Consider the following 22770-nt stretch of genomic DNA (forward strand, 5'->3'; position numbering starts at 1 on the left):
ATGCAAGACTTTTAATTTTTGTGCCGCTGTGCTACACTTCGGATTATGAATAAATTGACAACTTCCATAGAAACGCTGCTTTCTTCAATCAGCGGCATTAAAATCGAATTGACGTCCGAAAAATTGGTAGGTATTTTGCAGTTTATAGGCACGCTCGCACTGATCTACATTTTTTTTAAAATTCTTAAAGCGCTTTCAAAAAAATTTCTTTTTAAAAAGATGTCGATGCAAACGCAGCACATTATAAAAAAAGCGATCGATTACAGCGCATTCGTTACCATCGTTTTAACCGTTTTTCATCGGCTCGGCATAGACGTAAGCGGTTTGCTCGGTGCGGCCGGAATCGCCGGTATCGCCATAGGTTTTGCGGCGCAAACATCGGTATCGAACGTTATTTCGGGTTTGTTCGTTATAACGGAACGCGCTTTTAAAATCGGCGACACTATCGAGATTGCGGACATTATCGGTACCGTGCAGTCGATCAATTTGCTTTCGGTCGCCTTAAAAACCTTCGACAGCCAATATGTACGCGTTCCGAGCGAAACGATAATCAAAGCAAACCTCATCAATTATTCACACTTCCCGTTTCGCAGGGTTAAAACGGAACTGTCGGTTTCCTACGACACCGATTTGCGCCGGGTCGAAACAATACTCATCGACACCGCAAAAAAGAACCGCTTTATCGTCGACGACCCTGCGCCTTCCGTTCTTTGGACGGCCTTTGCCTCTTCGGGTATTTCCTGTGCGCTGCTCGCATGGACTTCCGTTCAGGATTACGGCAGCGCGCGCAATTCAATCTTTATAGATATTGACGAGCGGTTGAAAAAAGAAGGCATAGAAATCCCGTTCGATCAACTGGTCGTACATACGGAAAACGGTTCGGAAAAGACGGCAGGGAAAAAATCGTAAAAGAATCAAAATAAAAGCGATGCGCCCGACCGTTTTATGTGTTATAATATTTTTATGAGTAAGGTCCTTCCGGAAAGAGACAAAAGACAACGGCAGCTGGCGCGCGATGAAAAAAAGCTGCAAAAAGAACTCAATCCTGAACTTGACGAGCGTTGTTACGAAATTCTTCGCATATTGCGAGACGCGCCGAATCATCCGGACGTAAAATACAATTCAAAGTATTTTGAAAATCACTTTAAAGTTGCCAACATAACAATACTCAGAGCCATAAAAACACTAAAGGACATGGACTTACTTGAAGAAAAGCAGGTCCATGGAAGCTATGTAATTAAAAAAGAAGTCGAACAAGTTTACTCAAAAGAAACAAGACAAAACCTCGCTTTAATCGCCGGCCTGAAAGGTTTGCTGCAGCAATACAAAAACACTCCCCTCTTCGACAGCGTTACGAAATTGATTTATTTTCTTGAACCTAAGGTCGCAAAGGACGATACGGTTTTATCTTCCGGCCGAGTAAGCGTTCCGCCGCAAATCGAATATGGCGTCAATGTAAAAAATTGGGATAAGGTTTACGAAGCGATTCAAAAAAATCATAAAATCAACTTCCGCTATACAAAATCATATACGAACACGAAAGCGCTCAGAACCATACGACCGTACCAGCTTTTGTTGGATAACGGCTCGGTGTATCTTTTCGCTTACAGCGAATACGCCGACCTTGTGCTTTTATACGACTTAAACTTTATGGCGGACATCGTCGTTACTGACGAAGCATTCGAACTTCCCGAAAAATACGACTTCTCTTACTATTGCGGTGGAGGACGGCTCGGCGCATACAAAGGCAATAAGATTGAAAAATATACAATTAAATTTACCGGCTATGCAAAGGACTGGATCAAAGGGCACAAGTGGGCGGACGATCAAAAATTCACGGAAGACGAGGACTCTACCGTAATCACATTTTCTTCAAGTCAGTACGATAAAATCTTTGAGCTGATCCTAAGCTGGGGAACTCAGGCCGAACCGCTCGCTCCCAAGCGCCTTGTCATCCGCTGGAAAAAAGAAATCGTCGCACTGTATGAAAAAATAAATGAGTAATCTCTGTAACCTTTTCATATCAAGCGAAAGCAGACAGTTCAAACGGCCGAGCGCATGTTTTTCAGGGTTATCGTTTCTGTCGGAAACTTCAAGCGCGTTTTTAAATATGTACGGAACAAGTCCTGCGCTTTTAACAAGAGCGCGGGCGTATTCGGTTTTACCCGATCCGGGAGCACCGTACAGTAAAATATTCACAGTTGTATTATTTTTTAAAAGGCGCAGTGCCAATTCGCTTTCGTCTTTTTTTATAAAAATTATTTGGAATATAACCGGCCAATTTCATCGGCAATGAGCCGGTCTATTTTTCCGTGAAGCTTACTCCATTCTTCGCGAGTAAGACGTGCTTGAGGATGATACGTTCGCAAGGCGAAATCAATATTTTTTATATTGAAAATACATAATTGTGTATCGGGAAACGATTTAACTTTTTCTTTGGAAATTACATCAAAGATATGAATATCGGCAATTTTATCTTGAATTACACAATCATAATTCGGACCGGTCAGGAAAATCAGAATATTCGGTTTAAAAAAATTCAATTCATCTTTTATCAATAAAGACGATTCCCGTACCGCGCTCAGTTTATTAAAATATTTTTTTCCCGACCCTCCTTTTAGGGCGGTAAGTTTTATAAGATTGTTCCACATAAAACCTGCGGACTTACCATACTTTTTTGCAGTCTGTTGAATCAAGTTCCGTAAACGGCGGTATTCCTTGTTAAACAGAGCTTTACGAATACCGCCTTTTTTAAATTCAGCATCATCTCCGTTTAACAATTTCATATAGTCGGAATACAAATCGGAATAATCTTGCGGTTCGTGTCCGTCTTCATAAAAATTCATACTGTCGTCAGGATTATGCCAACGCAAGGCCTCCTGTCCGAAAATCATAACTTTAAGATCGGCATGTTCGTATTCAGGCAGAGGACTTAAAAACTGAGGACATAAGAGTTTTTCATCAGCTTTGTGCTGTTTATTCCATTCTTTTACAGCCTCAAAATTACGATCGTCATAAGCCACATAATAGTCTGCAAAGAATTTTTCATAATCTTTTCCCATTTTCACAAACCTCCAAAATTTATTTTACGAAACTGTCTAAGATAAATTAAGCACTTTTTAAAATCTGTAATCCATAGTGCAGTACGCTCTTAACCTAACATATCTTCGGTTGATTTTATTACCCCCCCCCCGATTTTTGTCAAGTCTTTTGACAAATCCTTTACCGAATAGAAAAAACTTTCACTCATAGTGATGTAGCCTCTTGGACATCTCTAAAAACTGCAGTTTTTAGAGGTTACCTCTTGTTATGTAAGTAACATGCATAGACTATCATTTTGTGATAGTGTGTAGAATTATTTAAGCGAATTCGTTTAGAAATTTTCTTTTGTCGGTATGGATATAACTATTTTAGTATACTTACAGGAAGTATATATGAGAGAAATACCCGCATTCTGAAAAAGCAAATTTTATCTGGTACTATATTTGATTGTGTTCTTTTTTAGTCAGCCAGATTAGATTTTCAGGACGATTATCATATCCGTTATTATCGATATGGTGAATGACAGATCCATCCCCTTCGTATTCGTCTTTTCCTAAAAAAGCCATAGCTACTAACTTATATACGCGAGGATAGCGAGGATAACCTTTTGAAATAAGTTTATGTAATTCAGGGTACTTCTTTTCGGGATCAATTACTAAATATCCGAAATCCGATATGGAAGGATCTTCATCTTGATTTAGAAATTCGAAGTTGCCGTCATCTTTTAAATATTTTATACGCGCTTGATTACTTACAAATATTCTTTCCCAGCCTTTTTGCGATAATCTGACCCAGATTTCTCCGGGTAAATTTTCCACTTGACTGTTATATCGTTCGGAATGATAGATTTTAAGTCTATGGGTTTCCCGTTCTATTTTATTTTGGACTTCTATCTCAGAACTTGACGGGCATAAATCTTTTAATTTTTCCACCGTGTATTTTTTTCCGCCGTAACCATAAATAATTTCTTCCATCGTCTATCCCCCTTGCTAATATTATTATATTCCCGGTCAGCCGATTTCGTCACCGATAAACCGCTTTGTTGCCGACAGTATTTTCGACAGCATTTATAGTTCATATTTCATAAACCAATAAGTTCCATTCTTCTTTCGATTAGGATCGTATTTTCTCAATAAAGCTTCTTTTTCCGACCTTTCCTGTTCTTTCGTAATTTTTCCGTTTTTGAATTTTCGGTTTATTTCATCATATTTTATTTTTATCTCAACATTTGCGATAACGCGTTTTAAAATTCTGAGAATGGCTTGTATCCGCATATCTATCAAATGCTCCGATATGCAAATATAATTGCGGGCAAACGCAACATATCTTGAAGGTTCTCTATCCCAATTTTCGATTTTGCTTTTAAAAGAATCCCGAACAGCTCCTTCCGGCGTAAAATACGGAGAAATAAAATTATACCTTTTAAATAATTCCATCGAGTTTACTATATCAAAATAAAATGAATTTGCTTTCATCAATTCGGATAAGGTTTTATCTTTATCGGGAGCGTCTTCGTAGCATTTATTCAATTCATAAAGGAAGACATCAAAATAATCCTTATATGTGTTCCAATTGCCGCGATACAGATTGATCGTTTGCCCGTCTGCATAAAGATTCGGCAGCATGGTAAAGTTTCCCAGCACATAACATTTATTTTTAAACTGTTCAACTTCTTTTATAAAAGCCGTATCATTGTTTGAATATTTTACAGCTCTTTCCATATTTTCGCCGAATAACGTATTAAATGTATTCAGCGTGTCCCCTTGATATTTTTTATGAGTTCCTATATCGGAAAATGAAAAATCCAAATCGGTATCATGTACTTTGTTGCTGAATAACAGATAATAAACGGCTCGCGCTATCTCCGTATCATCGGGGTCAAAGCCGGTTCCGAACTCACTGCATCGTCCGAATTTTTTATCATTTTCCAAAAGCAAAAAATTATACTGTTTGAAATTTTCTATATCTCCGTCCAATTTTTCACTTATAAAATCCTTTAAAAGATTGCAGCATTGAAACAAATCAGTCATTTTTTCTTCTCCTCGTCATCGCGTAATGATTATACTATAGCGAGGAAATACTATCATTTTATGATAGTAAAATCTCAAAGACAATATCACAAAATGATAGTGTTCAAACTCTTTAATAAGAGCATATAGGAACAAGATTAAAAATGAGATTGAAACATTTATCCTGAAAAATACTTTTTCATATATTATTCTCCATCATTTTTTGCCAGCATTTCTCACATAAAATCTGTGCCAGCTGTCCAAGAGTCCACTGATGTTTTCTTTTCCCACCGGATTTGAACTTTGAATGTCATATTCGGGAATGTCGCAATGATGCTGCCGGCAGTAATTTACAAGAAATTTTGCGCAGTCATAGCCGGATTTTTCTTCACCGAGATCGTGATCAAAACATATCACATCGGGAATACCGTTGCTATTCAAATATTTGCAGAATTCTTCGTAGTTTTTTGCTCGAGAAACACTATATTTGCCTGTTATGTAATTCTCAGGATCTCTAAGGTCATCCAACCACAATAAACGCTTCATAGTTATCCCAAATCAAACGTCCGATACGGACTGCCTGAAAGCGGTCGGTTTCTGCGCCGGTTCCGCCTTCGCCGCGCCGGCTTATGCGCCGGATCTCCGCTCACTCCGCCGCCTTAAAATTGAAAATCGGCTTTATCACGCTGACAATCTCGGCAGTCGGCTCGATATTCGCGGCGATTTCGCTCATGTCTTTATAGGCCATCGGCGCTTCGTCGATAGTGTCCCTGCATACGGTGGAACTCCATATTCCCTCCATGGATTTTTTGAACTCGTCCATGTTAAGCTTGTATCGGGCTTCTTTCCGCCCCATTACGCGGCCGGCGCCGTGGGGAGCGGAATAGTTCCAGTCCTCGTTGCCCTTGCCGATGCACACAAGGCTTCCGTCCCGCATATTGATCGGTATCAAAAGCTTTTCCCCCTTCAGCGCCCGCACGCTGCCCTTTCGCAAAATCATCGCATCGGTGTCTATATAATTGTGGATCGTAGTGAACTGATCAACGACGTCGTGCTTGTCCAAGCGAAGACCGACGCTGATCGTATCTATCATAGCCTTTCGGTTAAACATGGCAAACTTTTGAAGGATCTTCATGTCATTGATGTAATCTTCAAAGAGAGCGCCTTCGGCATAGGCCAAAGGCTTAGGAATGTCGGTGATAACGGAGTCTTTGATTTCGGGAAGCAGCCTTGCAATTTCCTCCTGTCTGCCTTCTTCTTTCATCTTTTTAATGGCATCGCGGATATCCGCTTCTTCAGTGTGATTCAGCTGCTTCCACGCCGCCTCCTGATAATAAGTCGCAACTTCAAGACCGAGGTGACGGCTTCCCGAATGCACAACGATGTACAAATTTCCGACTTCGTCGCGGCCAGCTTCTATAAAATGGTTCCCGCCGCCGAGCGAACCGAGCGATTTTCTTGCGGTATAGATGTTCGCCTTTTTGCAGCGGATTTTATCGAATTCGATCTCTTCCGCAAATTTGTGCTCACGCTTTCGTATATTCCGCCCGAAAGGAATATTTTTTCTGATACATGCGTCAAGGCGTTCCGGATCGAATTTTTCACTGACCGGCGAATCGGCCTTTATCACAAGAGTTTCCATGCCGCAGCCGATATCAATTCCGACAAGGTTCGGACAAATTTTGTCGATGATCGTCATCGTAGTTCCGATCGTACAGCCCGCGCCTGCGTGGACGTCAGGCATCATGCGGATTCTGCTGTCTTTTGCATACGGCTGATCGCAGAGTCGTTCGATCTGGACGCGGCCGCTTTCATCCAAATTATCCGTAAAGACTTTTGCAGTGTTGTACTTTCCTTTTACTTCTATCATTTTTTCCTTTTCCCGCCAGCATAACGGCTATAGAGCATTTTGAAAAAACCGACCTTGATCGACTTTTTCAAGATGCTGATGAATTGTAACTCGCTGTATTATCAAAAGTTACAACATCGCGTTTTAACGGCTCACGAGCCGCAGTTACCTCTAAAAACTGCAATTTTTAGAGGTTTCCTATAGTATCGCACAAGGGTTGTACTGCGTTTTAAAAGACAATTCATATTATAATGGTATTATAATGCGAAAACACTATCATCTGATGATAGCAAGTAAATAATTTGCGCTTTTCTGCGCTTTTTTTCAGATTTTTTACAATTTCGTGCAATTTTTCCGCCATTTTTCAAGCCCCCTTGCGCTTTTCCGTTTTCCCGCCGGATATGAACGGGGAACGGCCGAGGCGGATGCGGCAGGTTGACATGAAAAGCCGGGACAGCGACTGCATTCAGGCGCTAAAAGCCGAACCGGCTGCGGCAGGTTGACATGAAAAACCGGGACAGCGACTGCAACGTAAAATTCAGCCCAACTGAAACTTGACACGTTACACGTTACTATGTAAAATTGACCATGATTAAGTCGTGGAGGCATAAAGGCCTTAAAGATTTTTTCGAGACGGGAAGCAAAGCGGGAATCATCCCTGAACATTCTTCCAAACTCGGACGGATCTTAGACCGTCTGGCTGCAAGTGTAAACCCGCAGGATATGAACTTACCGGGATATAGGCTTCACCGATTGCAAGGACGGGAAAAAGAAATGTGGTCTGTAACAGTAAGCGGAAACTGGCGCGTTACTTTTTATTTTGAAGGGCAAGATGCGATTCTTGTCGATTATCTGGATTATCATTAAGAGGATATTATGATTAGACAACCGACTCACCCGGGAGAAGTATTCTTAAAAGATGTTCTTGGACCGCTCGGAATAAACATTACGGACGCTGCCAAAATGCTTGGCATTACAAGAAAAACTCTCTCTGAATTTGTAAACGGAAAATCCGCTTTAAGTCCGGAAATGGCAATTAGAATCGCTAAAGCAACGGCTACTACGCCTGAAAGCTGGATGGCGATGCAAATGAAACTTACTTTATTTTTGGCTTCTCAGCACGAACCTGAAAATGTAAAGGTCGCTTGCTTAGCTTAAAAGCCCCCTTGCGCTTTTCCGTTTTCCCGCCGGATATGAACGGGGAACGGCCGAGGCGGATGCGGCAGGTTGACATGAAAAACCGGGGCAGCGACTTCATTCAGGCGCTAAAAACCGATGCGGCTATAAGGGGGGAAGGCGTTCCGTCGATTGATTGATTGATTGATTGATCGATCGATCGATCAATCGGTAGAGCCTGATCTTTGGACGCACATGTTTAAAAATTCGTCAAAATAGGGCGGTACAGGTATTTCAAATTTCTTTTGCTTTCCTGCTATCGGCAAGGTAAGGCGAACGCAAGCGAGCATAAGGCGGCGGACGCCCGCCGCTTTTTTTAGGTACTTATTAAGCTTGAAATCGCCGTATTTGTCGTCTCCCGCAATCGGACAGCCGATCTTTGCCAAGTGAATCCTAATCTGGTGCATGCGTCCCGTCCCGAGTTTCAAATGCAAAAGCGATATTTCCGTGTTAAAATCGCGCAGACCTTCGGCAAAGGCCTTATCCTCCCACTGAAAAGTAAAAATTCTTTCTACGCTATAGCTTGTTACGGCAGGCTTTTCAACTCCGCCCTTGCTTACCGGCTCGGTTATGATCCCCGACGGTTTGCCGTCAGGCGCTCCGATACAGACCGCTTTATATTCTTTTTGTACCTGTTTTCCGCCTATAAGCTTGATCCAGCGGGCGGCTGCGGCGCCGGACTTCGCCACGACCATAAGGCCAGCAGTATCCCGATCAAGGCGGTGCACAAGATGAACCTTATAACCAACCTGCTTTGAAAGTTCTTCATCCAGAGGATGAAAAATCTTATGTCCGCCCTGGGAACTCATGCCGGAAGGCTTTTCAATCACCAGAATATCTTCATTTTCATATAGGATCGGAACAAAATTCATCCGAAAAAATATACAGGAGGCAAAAAAAAATGACAACCCGGCAGGCACGCTCAAAATCCGAACAAGGCAAAACAAAAAACATAGGCCGCACTTTTATCTCATACGCCGTTTTTTTCATCGTATTTTTATTTTTTCCGCACGTAGCTTCTGCGGATTTTTTTTACTCTGAAAAATACGGATACTATCTTGATCTGCCTGAAGCGTATAAAATCGAAGATCAGGCTGAAGACGAAAGTTCGATCTTTTTTGCACATTCATTGCTTCCCGTTTATTTTGCAATAAAGATCTATGACGCCGACGCGGGCAAAGCTCCGGTTTCAGTGCTGCAAGACGCGCTGGATCGGCTTAAATCCAAAAATGAAATATCTGAAGTAAAATGGAACGGAAGCGATTGCGCTCTTGCGGATTTTTCGTTTGCTATGCCGGATAAAACTCAGCACAAGGGCTGGGCTGCGTGCGTTCCCGTCGGAAAAGAAAATGCCGCCGCCTGCCTTCTATGCTATGCGCCTTTACAAAGAAACGCTCAATGCTCCGGGCTAATAATTTCGACGATAGACTCTTTTGTTCCGAGCAGGGCGGGATTTTTAAACCAAGGACTCATTGAAACATTCGCCTTTCCTTACGGTAAGAAAAAAGAATTGACTTTAAATATAGGCGGAAAAACTATAGCGACAAGAGTGGACGAACAGGATGCCGAAGCAGCGAAATTCGTCGTTGAAAGAGAATATGCGGTTCTTACCCTATACGCAAGGCACAATCTATGGAAAGAAGCATGGCAAAGATATTACAGATTTGTTTTCAGGGACAGTTTTTCAAGACTTTCGGCAGTTTCGGCGGATATTTACAAAGGAATATTTTCCGACGCGTTAAAAGCTGACATAAATTCGCCTGAACGCGCTTACGCGCAAACTCTGCTCAGCTGGCTGCAGGATTTTACATATTCACGGAATCATAAAACTTCGGATTTTACGGATCTTATTTCCGCATTGAGCGGCACAGGTTCCGACTGCGACAGCCGCTCTTTGCTTTTATGCGTGCTGATGAAGCACATAGGCGTAAATTCCGCCCTTTTTATTTCAAGGGAATACAGCCATGCCGTCGCGGGGCTCAATATTACCGGAGACGGAGCAAAGATCAAAGTCGGCCAAACGGATTTTTTGATTGCGGAAACTACCGCCCATGTAGACATAGGAAAGATAGCAAAAGATATGAGCGACAAAAACAAATGGATAGCGGTGGAATTCCCTTAAAAATGAAAAAAGCCGGAACTCTTGAGACATCGTCTTTCCGAGTCGAGCTAAAAACGTCCTTAAGTTCTAATTCAAAAGCTTGTACACTTCTTCCGCAGACGAAGCGTTCATAAGAGCGCCGCGCAATTCCTTATCCTTTAATTTGGAGCTGAAAAACGACAAAGTCTGAAGATAATACGAATGCTGATTATAAGCTGCCGCTATCATAATAAGAATGCTTACGGGAAATTCGTCAAGCGGCTGAAAATCCGTTATGGGATTTTTACAAATACCCACGGCCATCACAAGGTCGGTAACGGACGAAAGACGCACGTGCGGAATGGCAATGCCGCGGCCGATCGCCGTAGACATAAGTTCTTCCCGCTTTAAGATTTCTGACGCCAATTCCCCGGAATTTTTTACCTGCGGAGCTCTGCCTAAAACGTCGGCAAGTTCCAAAAGCGCATCGTGTTTTGCGGAATGTTCAATGAAAACTATACGATCCGGCGATAATATGTTTTTTACTTGTACCGCCGCAACGGGCATCGAAAATCTTGAGCTTGACGACAGATGAGCGTTTACCCAATTTTCTATTTCCGATTTTTTAAAACGCCAAACCGTCCCGATCTTTCCGGCGGGAATTTCGCCTTTTTGCGCCCAATCGTAAACAGTACGCTCAGACACGCGTAGGTATTTTGCAACTTCTTCAATGGTAAGTATGTCGTCTTCCACTCCGAACTCCGGTCATTTTGAAACTTATTATTTATAGTGTATTATTTTGCATTGTTCACGGTATTTTGTCAAGTTTTACCGTTTTACCGTTTTGCCCGCTTTTCATATTCCGCTTTTTTAACTATATTTTATAAAATGCTTTATAAAGACTTGGAACTGCCCAAAAAGGGCGACAGGGTCGCAGTTGGAATGTCGGGCGGAGTTGATTCCACGCTAACAGCTCTTCTTTTAAAAGAAAGGGGCTGCCGTGTCATAGGAGTTACAATGTCGCTGTGGAAGGGAGACCTTCCCGTAATCGCCGCGGGGAAAACCCTGCACAATTCGTGCTACGGCCCTGATGAAATTAAAAATATTGCCGAATGCACAGAATTCTGCCGCGGCAACAATATAGAATATCACGTGATAGACGTAAAAGACGCCTATCAAAAAGAAGTTCTCGACTATTTTAAAAGTGAATACCGTTCAGGAAGAACCCCTAACCCATGCATAAGATGTAACCGTTTTATAAAATTCGGAGCGCTCCTTGCAGGCCTTTCAAATATCAACGTCGACTATGATTACTTTTGCACTGGGCATTACGCAAAAATAGTCCGGCCTGAAGAAGGCCTTTGGGGAACAGTTCGGCGGCCTGCCATGATATCGTGCGCGGAAGACGCCGCAAAAGACCAGGCATATTTTTTATACCGCATTCCGTCGGAAGTATTGGAAAAGGTGCGCTTTCCTCTTTGCGGTATGAAAAAAAGCGAAGTTGTCGAGCTTGCAAGAAAAAAACGTCTTTCTTCCGCAGAAAGAAAGGAAAGCCAGGATTTTATTCCCGAAGAATTCTTCGATATGATATTTTCGGACAGACCTTCGCTTCCCGGAGACATAATAGATTCGGACGGCAGAGTACTCGGCCGCCACAGAGGAATCGAGCACTATACGGTCGGGCAAAGGCGAGGACTGGGAGTTTCGGCTAACAGACCGCTTTACGTCCAATCCATAGATGCGAAAAGGAACCTTGTGGTATTGGCCGACAACGGCGAACTGGATTCCACGGCGCTGATAGCCGACGATTTTGTGTGGCCTGCAAACATAGAACCTGGCGGAGCTTTTGAAGCGGAGGTAAAAATAAGGCTTGCTTCAAGACCGGTTGCGGCAAAAATCGAGCCGTACGATCCGCATGAAGAAGAGGAAACGGAAGCGGCTTTAAAAAAATCCGCATTCAAAGGAAGGCCGTACAAAATCACCTTCGAGCAGCCGCAAAGGGCGGTTGCGCCCGGACAGTCGGTTGTGATTTATAAAGATAACGTAATTTTAGGCGGCGGATGCATATTTAAATCAATTCCCACTGTACAATGATTTCAAAAAATGATATTTTGCTGCTTATTGGAAAACAGTTGTGCATAAATCGCAATAATTCAGGTTTTCCAAGGAGGTTTTATGAAAAAAGCTATCACAAAAGCAGCGGTTATCGCGCTTGTAGCTATATTGACTTCACCGCTTTTTGCAGGCGGTTCAAAAGAAAAGGACGGCAAGGTTATCACCGTAGGGGCAACGCCCGAGCCGCACGCAGCTATTCTCAATCTTTTAATCGACGATATGGCGGCGGAAGGCTATACGCTTAAAGTGGTTGAATTCACCGATTACGTAACGCCGAACGACGCCGTCGAGTCGGGCGAAATCGACGCTAATTTTTTTCAGCATGTTCCCTACATGGAAACATTCAACAAAGAAAAAAACTATCATCTGGTGAACGTAGCCGGTATCCATGTGGAACCGCTTGCGCTGTATTCAAAAAAATATTCCAAAGCGGCGGATATTCCGAACGGCGCGACAATAGCCATTCCTAACGATCCGACGAACGAAGGAAGAGCATTGCTTCTGCTTCAGTCCGCAGGATATATAACCATTGACGCAAAGGCAGGCTTGACCGCCGTACCGGCAGATATTACGTCCAACAAAAAGAATTTTAAATTCAGAGAAATAGAAGCGGCGTCGCTGCCGAGAGTTCTATCAGATGTGGACGCGGCGGTAATAAACGGTAATTACGCGATTCCCGCAGGGCTTACGGCCGCAAAGGACGGACTGATCGTAGAAGGTAAAGATTCTCCGTATGTCAATATTTTGACAGTAAAAGTGGGCAATGAAAATTCTCCCGCAATCAAGGCGCTTGCAAAAGCGATGAAAAGTCAAAAAGTAAAAGATTACATCAAAAAAACATATCCGAACGGAGACGTCATAGCCGTATTCTAAAAAACATAGAGGTTGTCCGAAACTTCAGTTTTCGGACAGTTTCCTTGATTTTATATGCGGCGTTTAAAATTAAGTCATTACTTTACAAAGACTTAATTTTAAACCCGTCAGGGATGGCGAAAAAGTAACAAACTTTTGAGACATTCCCTTGCACTCCGGCATGCGGGCCGGCGGATTTCCCAGTTGCCGATTAACCGGCAAACGGCGGGATTTCCAATCACTAAAACCGAAAATCAAAAATGTAAGTTTAAAAGACGCTGCGAGAAACATCGCTTAGAATTTGCGGAGGCATCAACACCTCAAAACTGCTTGAAGTTTCGCGGCAAATCCGCAGCGGTGCTGTCTATTATTTATTTTTTTATCTGTTCGGAAACGGTTCTTGCGTTAAAAAGATTGTAGCACACCGTCACGGCCGAGTTCGGAAGCCAGCCGCCTTCAAAGCGGAGCCAAACCGCCGCGGTACCGTCAGGGCTGAAAACGGTCTTATTGCCCGTGATTCGGTGAATTTCACCGCGGCGGCTGTATGCGCTTACAGGAAATTCCCAGCCGGCGTTTGTGCGTAATGCCGAATACGGCTCAGTAACGACAGCCCAGCGGACGTCCGGAACAAGGGCCAACGGTTCGGAATTGTCAAATTCTATGCGTTCAGCTTCTTTTTCAGGCAGACATCCTGAAAAAAATACAAAAACAAACATAAAAAGAGCGATAAATCTTTTCATGATTGCTTCCGCGTCCCGTTTTTGCTCATAATATAATCTTTTACTGAAGGATAAAGCTTCATATCGGAATCGACAAAGTTCAATTTTTCTATTTCGGCAAGATCCGCCCATTTATATTCCAAATGCTCCGAGAGCGCATAAGATTTTTCTATACCGTCGTGCGGAACAAAAACTTCATAAGCGCGTAAAACGCTTTTTTTACCGCCGTGCTCAAATTCCGTTTCACAAATATATCCGCCGATCTTTACGTCAATTCCGAATTCTTCTTTGAATTCACGAACGGCGGCGCATAAGTCGGTTTCGTCAGGTTCTACTTTTCCGCCGGGAAATTCCCACCTTCCGCCCATATCGCCGCCGAATTTTCGCCGTGCGATCAAAACTTTTTCGCCCGAATAAGCTATGCAGGCTACGGAAGAATTCCGGAGCATAGATTAAAAGAACAAAACGCCGGGGAATATAAAGTGAAGAAGCCCGGCCGTAATGCAAAACACGCCTATGTATTTATGCCCGTCTACAAACACTTTTTCAACAATATCGGGAAGTGAAATTTTTTCCGCGGAAGTCATGCGGTAATAAGCGAGGATCACGGAAAATCCGCCTAAAAGCCCTGCAAGAGACGGAAGCAAGTCGCCTATTACGGGAATATCGTTTCGCACTACGGAAAGAAGTTTCATCACGCCCGTAAACGCCGAAAGAATTCCCACTACGAGTAAAAACGTTTTATTTGAAAAAAAAGCCGTACCTGAAACGAGATCTTTTATTTTACCGCCGCTTTTTTCGGAAGTTTTTTCGCTTTTTCCGGCGTCATCGGCAAAAATATCCGCATAAATAAGAACGAGTCCGGTAATTAGATTTAACAATATGGACAAAAAATAAAATTGAAGCATTTTTCCTCCGCATTTTTATTTTCTTTGTACAGATGCAAAAAGTTTGCGCGATTCGCCCAAAGCGGCGACATCGGCACGCACATACAGTATATCATAATCGGAAAATTTTGTCCGTAAAAACAGCTCGTCTCCTGTAAAAACGCCTTCGATTTTTTGGAGCATGGACGGCTGTTTGTCCGCGTCGTAGCAAACGACATCCATCTCTACGGGAACGGCAAGTTTTTTTTTGGACTTTTTTCCTGAGTTTTTGCCGGACGAGTTTATTTTAAGGCTAACGTAAATTTCGTCTTCAAAGGCAAAAGAAGAAAGCTGCATATCGATGTTGCCTATGCGCGCCGTATTTTCCGAAGTTAAAACCGTGGTGAACAGGACAAAGACAAGGCAAACGATAAGGATGATAAGAACAAAACGGTTGGCCTTATTGGCCACAAGAACTTTAAATCCCTTATTGAGTTTGAATTTGCCCGAATAATAATCCTTTACCGACTGGGGCGCATTTTTAAGGCGTTCTTCACGGTTGTAATAAAAGTGTAAAACTTCTTCGCCGTCGGCGCGGATTTCGTCGGCGCCGTCACTGGAAATATCGTCAAAAGCCATTTTCAGCCTTCCGACAAATTTTCTATCAGCGAATCGATGCGCCACCATTCTATCGCGGCGTTTTCAGGATAAGCGAAAAGCCCCGAAAGAATTCCCGTTTGAGAAAGAGAAAACGTATAATACAAAAGTCTCGCACTGTCCACCTTGATCTTTCTGTTAAGCACCCTGTGACCGCCGGGCTGAATTATCTGGAGCATGTAGCCGTCGCTGACGGGCAAAGAAAAAAACATCCAGCCTGAATCGGTAACTCCGATAAACTCATACGGCGTCATGTAAACTACCTTGCCGAAACCGTCCGACACAGTCTCTTCGTAAGCAGGAATTTTCAAAGGTTCCGAATATGATCCCGTAGATGCGTTGATCGGATAAAGAAGCGTGTTGGTATAATCGATTCCCGACTGCACTTTAGAATCCTGATCGAAGTGCGTAAGAAAATAATCGATTTTTATGTACAAAATATCGTTATCGGCCGCAGGAATTATATTTCCGGCCGCCATATAATAATCTTCCGTAGAATTTTCGGCAAACGGATTGGGAAGATCCGAATTGTTTATCGGAACGACGTATAAAAGCTGCCCCGAAGAATTAAACCAATAAACCGTGAGGCCGGTATTTGTTACGCACACAACAACAAGTTCGTCCTGCCTTGTGATATAAATATTCTTTATATAAGGGAAAGGCGTTCCCCCTACCCCTTGCCGGCCTATATAATCGAGCGCCTTTCCGCTGCTGGCAAATCTGAGCACCACCTGCCTGTAGACAAGATTTTCATCGGTATTTAAAATCTGCTGTTCCTGAGGCAAAGAATCCACTACATAAATGCATTTGCGCGAATCTACGGTAATTACGCCAGGAGAATTAAACGGATAGGAAACGGCCTTTTTAGTGCTGTCAACGGTATCCGTGGACAATACAAAATCCGGGCGCACATTATTTTCTTCATTATAAAACAAGGTCAAAAGATCGCCGTAGGAATTCATTTCCATTATTTTTTTTGATTCGCCGTTGGAAATGTAAAAAAAACCGTCCTTCATGGATATGAAAGTGCTCATGGGGCCTACGGACGAAATATTAAACAGATCTATTTGATTGTCGAATTTTCCGTACTCCAATACGAAAAGTTTTTCACTGTCAACTATGTTTGAAACGCCGGAGTCCGTGCACGACGAAAAAAACACGGCACAAAAAAGCGCTGAAAAAAACAAAATATATAGCGGCAATTTTTTTTTCTTTATCATCACAAAAAGAATAAAGATTAGCGTATGATGTGTCAATTATTTTAAGCGGTATGTGCCGCTGCGCCTTTCAGCGACCGGCCGGCTGTACGAGCACGGAGATAGAATTTTCAGGCCTAAACGGCAGGGCGCCGCCGGGAATGCAGCCGTTTTCCGCAGAAGTCGTCCCGTATCTTTAAATGTTAAATCTTTACTCATAAGGGCTTTTTAAGTATATTAGACGATATGATAGATAAGATTATGACCTTCCTGTTCGGATCTCAATCCGAACGTGATATCAAAACGCTGAAACCGATCGTTGAAAAAGTCAACGCAAAAGAAAGCTGGGCGGAAAGCCTTCCGGCCGAAGAATTTCCCAAACAGACGCAGATATTAAAAGACCGCATAAAAAACGGCGAAACACTCGAAAGCATTCTGCCTGAAGCCTTCGCTCTTGCCAGAGAAGCTTCAAAACGGGTTCTAGGCGAACGCCCCTACGACGTTCAGATAATGGGCGCGATAGTCCTGAATTCCGGAAGAATAACCGAAATGAAAACCGGCGAAGGTAAAACCCTCATGTGCGTCGCCGCAGCTTATCTTAACAGCCTTTCAGGAAAGGGTGTTCACATAGTCACCGTAAACGACTATCTTGCCGAACGCGACGCAGACTGGATGCGCCCCGTGTACGCATACCTAGGCCAGACCGTAGGCAGCATTCTATCGAATATGGATAATGAAGCGCGCAAAGCCGCGTATAACTGCGACATAACTTACGGAACGAACAACGAGCTGGGTTTTGATTATTTGCGGGATAACATGCAGATAGAGCTGAATCGTAAGGTGCAGCGCGGATTTAATTTTGCAGTCGTCGATGAAATAGACTCCATCTTAATAGACGAAGCAAGAACTCCTCTGATCATAAGCGGAGCGGGCGAAGACGATACTTTTAAATACTATGAAGTTGAAAAGTACGTAAACCAGCTTACGGAAGTTGAAAAAGATCCCGTAACGGGTTTATATCCGGACGAAGTGCAGATGGAAGCCGAAGAAAGGAAGAACCTGAAAGGCGACTACACGCTCGATGAAAAATCGCGCAGAGTTTCGTTTACCGACGCAGGGATGAACCACATCGACGAAATTCTTCACAAGCACAACCTTATAAAAGGCACCGTATTTGACGAAGAAAATTTTGAATACGTTCATTACTTTACACAGGCCGTACGCGCTCACAGACTTTATAAAAACGAAGTCGACTATCTCGTACGCGACGGACAAGTCCAGATCGTGGACGAATTTACCGGCCGCGTACTTGAAGGGCGCCGTTACGGAGACGGACTGCATCAGGCGATAGAAGCGAAAGAACACATACGAATCGCGCAGCGCAACCGTACTATGGCGACGATCACATTCCAGAATTTTTTCCGCATGTACAAAAAACTGTCCGGCATGACAGGAACGGCAGCGACGGAAGCCGTGGAATTTAACAAGATCTACAAGCTGGACGTGGTGGTGATTCCCACGAACAAACCGGTCATACGTAAAGATGAAAACGACGAAGTCTATCTTAACGAAGAAGACAAATGGAACGCTATCTGTAATGAGATTTCCGCCGCACATGACAAGGGACAGCCCATTCTCGTAGGAACCATATCCGTTGAAAAGTCCGAATATTTGTCATCCCTGCTGACACGAAAAGGAGTGCGCCACGAAGTTCTCAACGCAAAAAATCATGCCCGAGAAGCTATGATAATTGCGGAAGCGGGCGCAAAGGGCTCCGTTACGATAGCGACTAACATGGCCGGACGCGGAACCGACATAAAACTCGGAGGAAATCCGGAATTCAGAGCGCGCAAGCGCGCCGGTACAAATGCGACGCCGGAACAATATTCGGCAGCATACGCCGTTGAAAAAGAAAAATGGCTTAAGGACTGCGATGAAGTGCGTTCGTTGGGAGGCCTTTACGTAATAGGAACGGAACGGCATGAAAGCCGACGCATCGACAATCAGCTCCGCGGACGTTCGGGCCGTCAGGGTGATCCGGGAAGAAGTAAATTCTTTATTTCCATGGACGACGATCTTATGAGACTGTTCGGCGGAGAGCGCATGAAAAATATAATGCGCCGGATAGGAATGGAACCGGGAGAACCGATCTATCATCCGTGGCTCAACAAGGGAATAGAAAACGCTCAGCGGAAGGTTGAAGAGCGAAACTTTGAAATCCGCAAACACCTGCTTGAATACGACGACGTTTTGAACGAGCAAAGAAATGTTATATATCAGCAGCGCGATTCCATACTCGAAGACGACGGCCTTGCCGACAGGGTTATGAACAACGCCAAGGATATTGTAAACGATATCTTTGACGATTACGGAAAAACTTCCAAAAACGCAAAAGACAACTCTGCTCAAATTCTTTCGGATCGCCTTAGACAGTCTTTCGGCATGCTGTTTTCACCCGATCAATTGAACAGAGAAACCGTCCTCGCCGCCTTGCAAAACGATCTTACAGAAAAAACGACTCTCGCCGGAAAAGAAAACCTGAACATGTTCATCAGATACCAGTACATACAATCCATAGATAAAAAATGGCTGGATCAGCTTGAGACGCTCGAGTCGCTGCGCGAAGGCGTAAGTTTACGCTCCTACGGTTCAAAAAATCCTCTTACGGAATACAAAATCGACGGTTTCAACATTTTTTACGACATGCTGGATGCTATCCGCGAAGAAATCGTTTCTAAAGTATTTAAAGTGCGCATACAGGTGAATCCTTCGGTTCCGCGAGAAGTAAAACCGCAGAGACAGATGGAAGCCAAACATTCACAAGCGGCTTCATCGTTCAGCGGAGACCAGGCAAGGCGGCAGGCCTCGGGAGGCGAGATGCAAAAATCTTCCACCGGCGCAGGCGTAACCGTGCGCAGAACCGTTCCCAAGGTGGGAAGAAACGATCCTTGCCCCTGCGGAAGCGGCAAAAAATATAAAAATTGCTGCGGAAGAAACGCTTGAATCCTAAACTGTGCGGCAGATACGGTTTGCGGCAATGCCGCCGCAAGTCAGAGTCTGCCTATTCTGCCCGGCGGCCAAAACCTTAACGCCGTAGTTCCTAAAATATAGCGCCTGTTTACATATTGCGGCGACATATTCGAATAATAAGTAACAGAAAAATCGTCAAAGTCCGTAAGACGCACGAGTTTTTCATTGTACGAATGTCTCATGTCAAGGGAATTAAAGCGATTATCTCCCATCATAAAATAGCAGTTTTCAGGAATGTATTGAGCTTTTCCTGAAGCGTCGTTCGCAGGAAAGACGGGCATGTTGCGCCGGTCGTGCAAAAGTATGTAAAAATTAAGCATTTGTGCCGTTTTAAAATACGAAAGCCGTTTTTCATCGGAATTCTTTTCGCTTGCGGACGCGTTTGAAAACATAAGCTCGGCGTTTCTAAGTATGATTCGGCCGAGCGTCAGTTTTATCATAAGATTAAGGCGGAAAGCTGCGTCGGTATAAATGTCGCCTCCGACATACCCTGATTTCAAGTCGGAGCGGGCAGTCCAATCCGTCATAAACATGGTAAACCATTCGCTTCCGCCTGAGGCGCTTAAAAGTTTTTGCGTTACCGATATGTTTTGGTCAAAAAGGTTGTATTCAAACATGTCTGAAGCGGTAAAAAGATCTTTCAAAGAATTTTGCTTTGCAGACGGATCTTTAACCGTTCTTCGCGAAAGGCGTTCAAAAGAAGCGGCAATGTCCTTACACTCTTGGGCAGAGACGGTAAGATCGAGGGAATTGCGCTGCCTTTCACATTCGATCATCAGCTCATATTCTTCGTGCGTAAGAGGAAAATAGCTTATATTCCGCTTTATTTTTTCAGGAAGAGAATTAAGATCCCACGCGGCTTTTTTTGCGTCATATTCCACCTGTTTGAAATCGGCGGAGTCCTTTGTGCGCGCATATAAAATTCCGTCCTGCATAACAAGCTGTTCTCCGGGAACTCCTGCCACGCGCTTTACCAGCGGATCGGCTTTGGGGTCTCCCTTTTCATCGACGTTCAGATTTACGGTCGTAAACGAAAGCATGTACACAAGCTGCGACACAAACGTTTTTATTTCCGATTTTCTGTCTATTATGTAATGGGGATTTCTGAATACGACTATGTTTCCCCTTCTGTATGTCTTTAAATACGGAAGTCCGATCTCCGAAAGAGGGAATTTGGGGCCGCTGGCCGTTTTGCCTACTACGACGCGGTCTTTTATAAGAAATTCAGGAACCATGGATTCCGAAGGAATTTGATAAAGCTGAAAAAAGAAAATTTGGATGAGCAGCACCATAAAAACGGCCTGCAAAAGAGCGTCGATCCATTCCGCAGCTTCGGTTAATGCACGGAATACAAAACCGCGTTTGGACTTTACAAGGCTCTTACGGGCGCTTTTCCACGAAGGATCATAAGAATAAACGCGTTTTTCGCTCATATAATACTGCAGGGCGAACGAACATACGGCGATAAAAAGCCAAAATATTACGCACGCAAGATCAAAAATGTAAGAAGTTTCGTGTTCTCCGGCGCGGCGCAAAATAAAGACGGCCATATAAACATAAGGTTCGTACTGTATGAATTTTCTCACTACGGGAATCAAGCGCATATCGTTTTTTTTAAATAAAACGAATGAAAAATATGACCGTGCAAATGCAAACAAAATCGAAAGCGGAAAAGCTAAAAACGAAACGTCGGCATGAAAATTTATATTTAAAACAGAAAAAACGAGCGCGGTAAAAACGGCGCACAAATTCAAAATCCGTATTTTATTCATAAAAAAAGTATAGCAGAAACCGGCATAAAAAACTATATTTTATACATGGACTTACAAATACTTGACGTCAAGCAGGCTATGGATATGATCGATAACGATGAGTCTCTTTTTGCGATCCTGCTTGAAGGATTTTTGAACGACGCACAATTTGACAAAGCTCGCCTTACACAACTGATAAAACAAAAAAAATTTGAAGAAGCCGCCAGTTCTGTCCATCGCGTAAAAGGGGCTGCAAGACAGCTGTGCGCACAGCAGCTTGCATCTAAGGGCCAGGAACTTGAAGATATTCTGCGCGGAAAGACTGACGGGAACGCGGCTTTAAAGGCAAAGGAGTTTTTTTCCCTTTACGATAAAACCTGCAAAGTTATGTCGGACGAATGCCGAAGGCTGAAATAAAATTGCTTTCCAGCCGGCTGCAAAAATTCAAGTACGAATAACTTTCTGCCGCCTGACGCAAATTAAACGCTTCCTTGTAAACGCGAAGTATTTCCACGGGATGGGTAAACTTTTCGCCCTTTAAAGTTTGAAAAGGAGAATCGGTTTCCAACAATAAATTTTGAAGCGGAAGAGAGGAAACGCACGCTACGGCGCGTTTGTTATTGTTTAAAATCTGTTTTCCAAAACTGAAAAAAGCATTTACGCCGCGTTTCAAAAACGAAAGCGCTTCCACAGGGCTTCCCGGAAACGAGTGAAATATTACTGCCGGAAGTTTTTTAAGCCGCCTGCCGTCCTCAAAGATCAAATGCATCGCTTTTCGGCAATGTATGACTACAGGCTTTTTGTATTTTTCAGCAAGGGATATCTGTATGTCCCAAGCTTGCTTTTGCCGCTCTACAGTCCGCTTGAATTCGCCGTTAAACAGATCGAATCCCGTCTCTCCTACGGCGCATATAAGATCTCTTTGCAGTAAGGATTCCAAAAAATCCGCATTTTCAACGAGAGGATCTTGGGGATGCATTCCGAACGCTTCGTGTAAACTAAGCGACTTTGAAATTTCAGGGTCGTCTTTAACGGCTTTAACGATTTGACGCTGTTTTTCAAATTCTTCTTTGTCGTGAGCGCAAGTGCACGCCCGTAAAAAAAGCCCCTGCGGGATTTTGAATGCCGCGCATAAATCGAAAGGCGGATTTTCCCCTTCCGGCAAATGCAGATTTTCCGGGCAAGATTCTAAAAACGGTATAAGATGAAAATGCGCATCACAGATCATGGCTAAAATATATACAAAAAAAATTAAAAAAGACAGACCGCCGCAAGTTTGAGCGCCGCAAGTTTGGGTGCGATAAATTTGAGCGCGACAGACTGAAGCCCGACACGGCGCACCTAGGACAACCGCACACAGGGTACCGCAAGTTGTGCATTTAGCATAAAAAAAGCTAAACATGAATATTTATATACCGAAAATATAAT

At 43.5% G+C, this 22770-nt stretch carries 24 protein-coding genes; 9 read left to right on the top strand and 15 right to left on the bottom strand.

Annotated features, from left to right (window positions below; all coding sequences use genetic code 11):
* Nucleotides 1–45: 45 nt before the first annotated feature.
* Both HRI96_RS07965 and HRI96_RS07970 read left to right on the top strand, forming a co-directional pair.
* Nucleotides 46–909, top strand: a complete 864-nt coding sequence (locus tag HRI96_RS07965; protein WP_210116852.1) for a mechanosensitive ion channel family protein — start codon at nucleotides 46–48, stop codon at nucleotides 907–909.
* Nucleotides 910–963: 54 nt separating this feature from the next.
* The gene (locus HRI96_RS07970) at nucleotides 964–2004 is read left to right on the top strand and encodes a helix-turn-helix transcriptional regulator (protein ID WP_210116853.1); all 1041 of its coding nucleotides are present in this window, start codon (nucleotides 964–966) and stop codon (nucleotides 2002–2004) included.
* Here the strand turns inward: HRI96_RS07970 and HRI96_RS07975 are convergent.
* From HRI96_RS07975 to HRI96_RS08000, 6 genes are all read right to left on the bottom strand, one after another.
* The gene (locus HRI96_RS07975; RefSeq protein WP_256729190.1) at nucleotides 1906–2199 is read right to left on the bottom strand and encodes an AAA family ATPase; all 294 of its coding nucleotides are present in this window, start codon (nucleotides 2197–2199) and stop codon (nucleotides 1906–1908) included. The two genes, HRI96_RS07970 and HRI96_RS07975, sit on opposite strands and share 99 nt — an antisense overlap.
* A gap of 59 nt (nucleotides 2200–2258) precedes the next feature.
* Complete coding sequence (locus HRI96_RS07980; protein WP_210116854.1) at nucleotides 2259–3062, bottom strand: hypothetical protein; 804 nt, start codon at nucleotides 3060–3062, stop codon at nucleotides 2259–2261.
* A gap of 417 nt (nucleotides 3063–3479) precedes the next feature.
* Nucleotides 3480–4016: an HNH endonuclease gene (locus HRI96_RS07985; RefSeq protein WP_210116855.1), complete on the bottom strand. Its 537-nt coding sequence runs from the start codon at nucleotides 4014–4016 to the stop codon at nucleotides 3480–3482.
* Nucleotides 4017–4109: 93 nt separating this feature from the next.
* Nucleotides 4110–5072, bottom strand: coding sequence for a DUF6994 family protein (locus HRI96_RS07990; protein ID WP_210116856.1), 963 nt, complete (start codon nucleotides 5070–5072; stop codon nucleotides 4110–4112).
* A gap of 195 nt (nucleotides 5073–5267) precedes the next feature.
* Nucleotides 5268–5597, bottom strand: a complete 330-nt coding sequence (locus tag HRI96_RS07995; protein ID WP_210116857.1) for a cyclic-phosphate processing receiver domain-containing protein — start codon at nucleotides 5595–5597, stop codon at nucleotides 5268–5270.
* Nucleotides 5598–5697: 100 nt separating this feature from the next.
* Nucleotides 5698–6921: an RtcB family protein gene (locus HRI96_RS08000; RefSeq protein ID WP_210116858.1), complete on the bottom strand. Its 1224-nt coding sequence runs from the start codon at nucleotides 6919–6921 to the stop codon at nucleotides 5698–5700.
* 567 nt (nucleotides 6922–7488) lie between these two features.
* Between HRI96_RS08000 and HRI96_RS08005 the strand changes: the two genes are divergently transcribed.
* A complete protein-coding gene (locus HRI96_RS08005) occupies nucleotides 7489–7767 on the top strand; it encodes a type II toxin-antitoxin system RelE/ParE family toxin (RefSeq protein ID WP_210116859.1) in 279 nt (92 codons plus the stop codon).
* Between the two features lie 9 nt (nucleotides 7768–7776).
* Nucleotides 7777–8058: a HigA family addiction module antitoxin gene (locus tag HRI96_RS08010; RefSeq protein ID WP_210116860.1), complete on the top strand. Its 282-nt coding sequence runs from the start codon at nucleotides 7777–7779 to the stop codon at nucleotides 8056–8058.
* A gap of 182 nt (nucleotides 8059–8240) precedes the next feature.
* Here HRI96_RS08010 and HRI96_RS08015 read toward each other — a convergent pair whose 3' ends face one another.
* Nucleotides 8241–8948: an RluA family pseudouridine synthase gene (locus HRI96_RS08015; RefSeq protein WP_210116861.1), complete on the bottom strand. Its 708-nt coding sequence runs from the start codon at nucleotides 8946–8948 to the stop codon at nucleotides 8241–8243.
* A 29-nt stretch (nucleotides 8949–8977) separates the two neighbouring features.
* Here HRI96_RS08015 and HRI96_RS08020 point away from each other — a divergent pair, with 29 nt between their 5' ends.
* Complete coding sequence (locus HRI96_RS08020; RefSeq protein WP_210116862.1) at nucleotides 8978–10198, top strand: hypothetical protein; 1221 nt, start codon at nucleotides 8978–8980, stop codon at nucleotides 10196–10198.
* Nucleotides 10199–10264: 66 nt separating this feature from the next.
* On the opposite strand, the gene HRI96_RS08025 is transcribed toward HRI96_RS08020, so the two are convergent.
* On the bottom strand, nucleotides 10265–10909 hold the full coding sequence (locus tag HRI96_RS08025; protein ID WP_210116863.1) for a PTS sugar transporter subunit IIA: 645 nt from the start codon (nucleotides 10907–10909) through the stop codon (nucleotides 10265–10267).
* Between the two features lie 135 nt (nucleotides 10910–11044).
* On the opposite strand from HRI96_RS08025, the gene mnmA reads away from it, so the two are divergent.
* Nucleotides 11045–12250 (top strand): tRNA 2-thiouridine(34) synthase MnmA, encoded by a 1206-nt coding sequence (gene mnmA, locus HRI96_RS08030; protein WP_210116864.1) that lies wholly within the window; start codon nucleotides 11045–11047, stop codon nucleotides 12248–12250.
* Between the two features lie 81 nt (nucleotides 12251–12331).
* Entirely contained in the window at nucleotides 12332–13144 is an 813-nt protein-coding gene (locus tag HRI96_RS08035) for a MetQ/NlpA family ABC transporter substrate-binding protein (protein ID WP_210116865.1), read from the top strand.
* Between the two features lie 350 nt (nucleotides 13145–13494).
* On the opposite strand, the gene HRI96_RS08040 is transcribed toward HRI96_RS08035, so the two are convergent.
* From HRI96_RS08040 to HRI96_RS08060, 5 genes are read right to left on the bottom strand one after another with little or no spacing between them, the layout of a single operon-like run.
* Nucleotides 13495–13863 (bottom strand): hypothetical protein, encoded by a 369-nt coding sequence (locus HRI96_RS08040; RefSeq protein ID WP_210116866.1) that lies wholly within the window; start codon nucleotides 13861–13863, stop codon nucleotides 13495–13497.
* The gene (locus tag HRI96_RS08045) at nucleotides 13860–14291 is read right to left on the bottom strand and encodes a (deoxy)nucleoside triphosphate pyrophosphohydrolase (protein WP_210116867.1); all 432 of its coding nucleotides are present in this window, start codon (nucleotides 14289–14291) and stop codon (nucleotides 13860–13862) included. The genes HRI96_RS08040 and HRI96_RS08045 overlap by 4 nt, the downstream gene beginning before the upstream one ends.
* A 3-nt stretch (nucleotides 14292–14294) precedes the next feature.
* Complete coding sequence (locus HRI96_RS08050) at nucleotides 14295–14750, bottom strand: hypothetical protein (RefSeq protein ID WP_210116868.1); 456 nt, start codon at nucleotides 14748–14750, stop codon at nucleotides 14295–14297.
* 15 nt (nucleotides 14751–14765) lie between these two features.
* Nucleotides 14766–15347 carry a hypothetical protein gene (locus HRI96_RS08055; RefSeq protein WP_210116869.1) on the bottom strand — a complete coding sequence of 194 codons (582 nt, stop codon included), beginning with the start codon at nucleotides 15345–15347 and terminating at the stop codon, nucleotides 14766–14768.
* 2 nt (nucleotides 15348–15349) lie between these two features.
* Entirely contained in the window at nucleotides 15350–16585 is a 1236-nt protein-coding gene (locus tag HRI96_RS08060) for an LIC_12708 family protein (RefSeq protein WP_256729191.1), read from the bottom strand.
* Nucleotides 16586–16807: 222 nt separating this feature from the next.
* Here HRI96_RS08060 and secA point away from each other — a divergent pair, with 222 nt between their 5' ends.
* Nucleotides 16808–19564, top strand: a complete 2757-nt coding sequence (gene secA, locus HRI96_RS08065) for a preprotein translocase subunit SecA (protein WP_210116870.1) — start codon at nucleotides 16808–16810, stop codon at nucleotides 19562–19564.
* 47 nt (nucleotides 19565–19611) lie between these two features.
* Here the strand turns inward: secA and lepB are convergent, their stop codons facing one another.
* The gene (gene lepB / locus HRI96_RS08070) at nucleotides 19612–21363 is read right to left on the bottom strand and encodes a signal peptidase I (protein WP_210116871.1); all 1752 of its coding nucleotides are present in this window, start codon (nucleotides 21361–21363) and stop codon (nucleotides 19612–19614) included.
* 45 nt (nucleotides 21364–21408) lie between these two features.
* Between lepB and HRI96_RS08075 the strand changes: the two genes are divergently transcribed.
* A complete protein-coding gene (locus HRI96_RS08075; protein ID WP_210116872.1) occupies nucleotides 21409–21759 on the top strand; it encodes an Hpt domain-containing protein in 351 nt (116 codons plus the stop codon).
* On the opposite strand, the gene HRI96_RS08080 is transcribed toward HRI96_RS08075, so the two are convergent.
* Complete coding sequence (locus tag HRI96_RS08080; protein WP_210116873.1) at nucleotides 21728–22570, bottom strand: TatD family hydrolase; 843 nt, start codon at nucleotides 22568–22570, stop codon at nucleotides 21728–21730. The two genes, HRI96_RS08075 and HRI96_RS08080, sit on opposite strands and share 32 nt — an antisense overlap.
* Nucleotides 22571–22770 lie beyond the last annotated feature (200 nt).

This window comes from Treponema parvum (assembly GCF_017893945.1).
GTDB lineage: Bacteria > Spirochaetota > Spirochaetia > Treponematales > Treponemataceae > Treponema_D > Treponema_D parvum_A.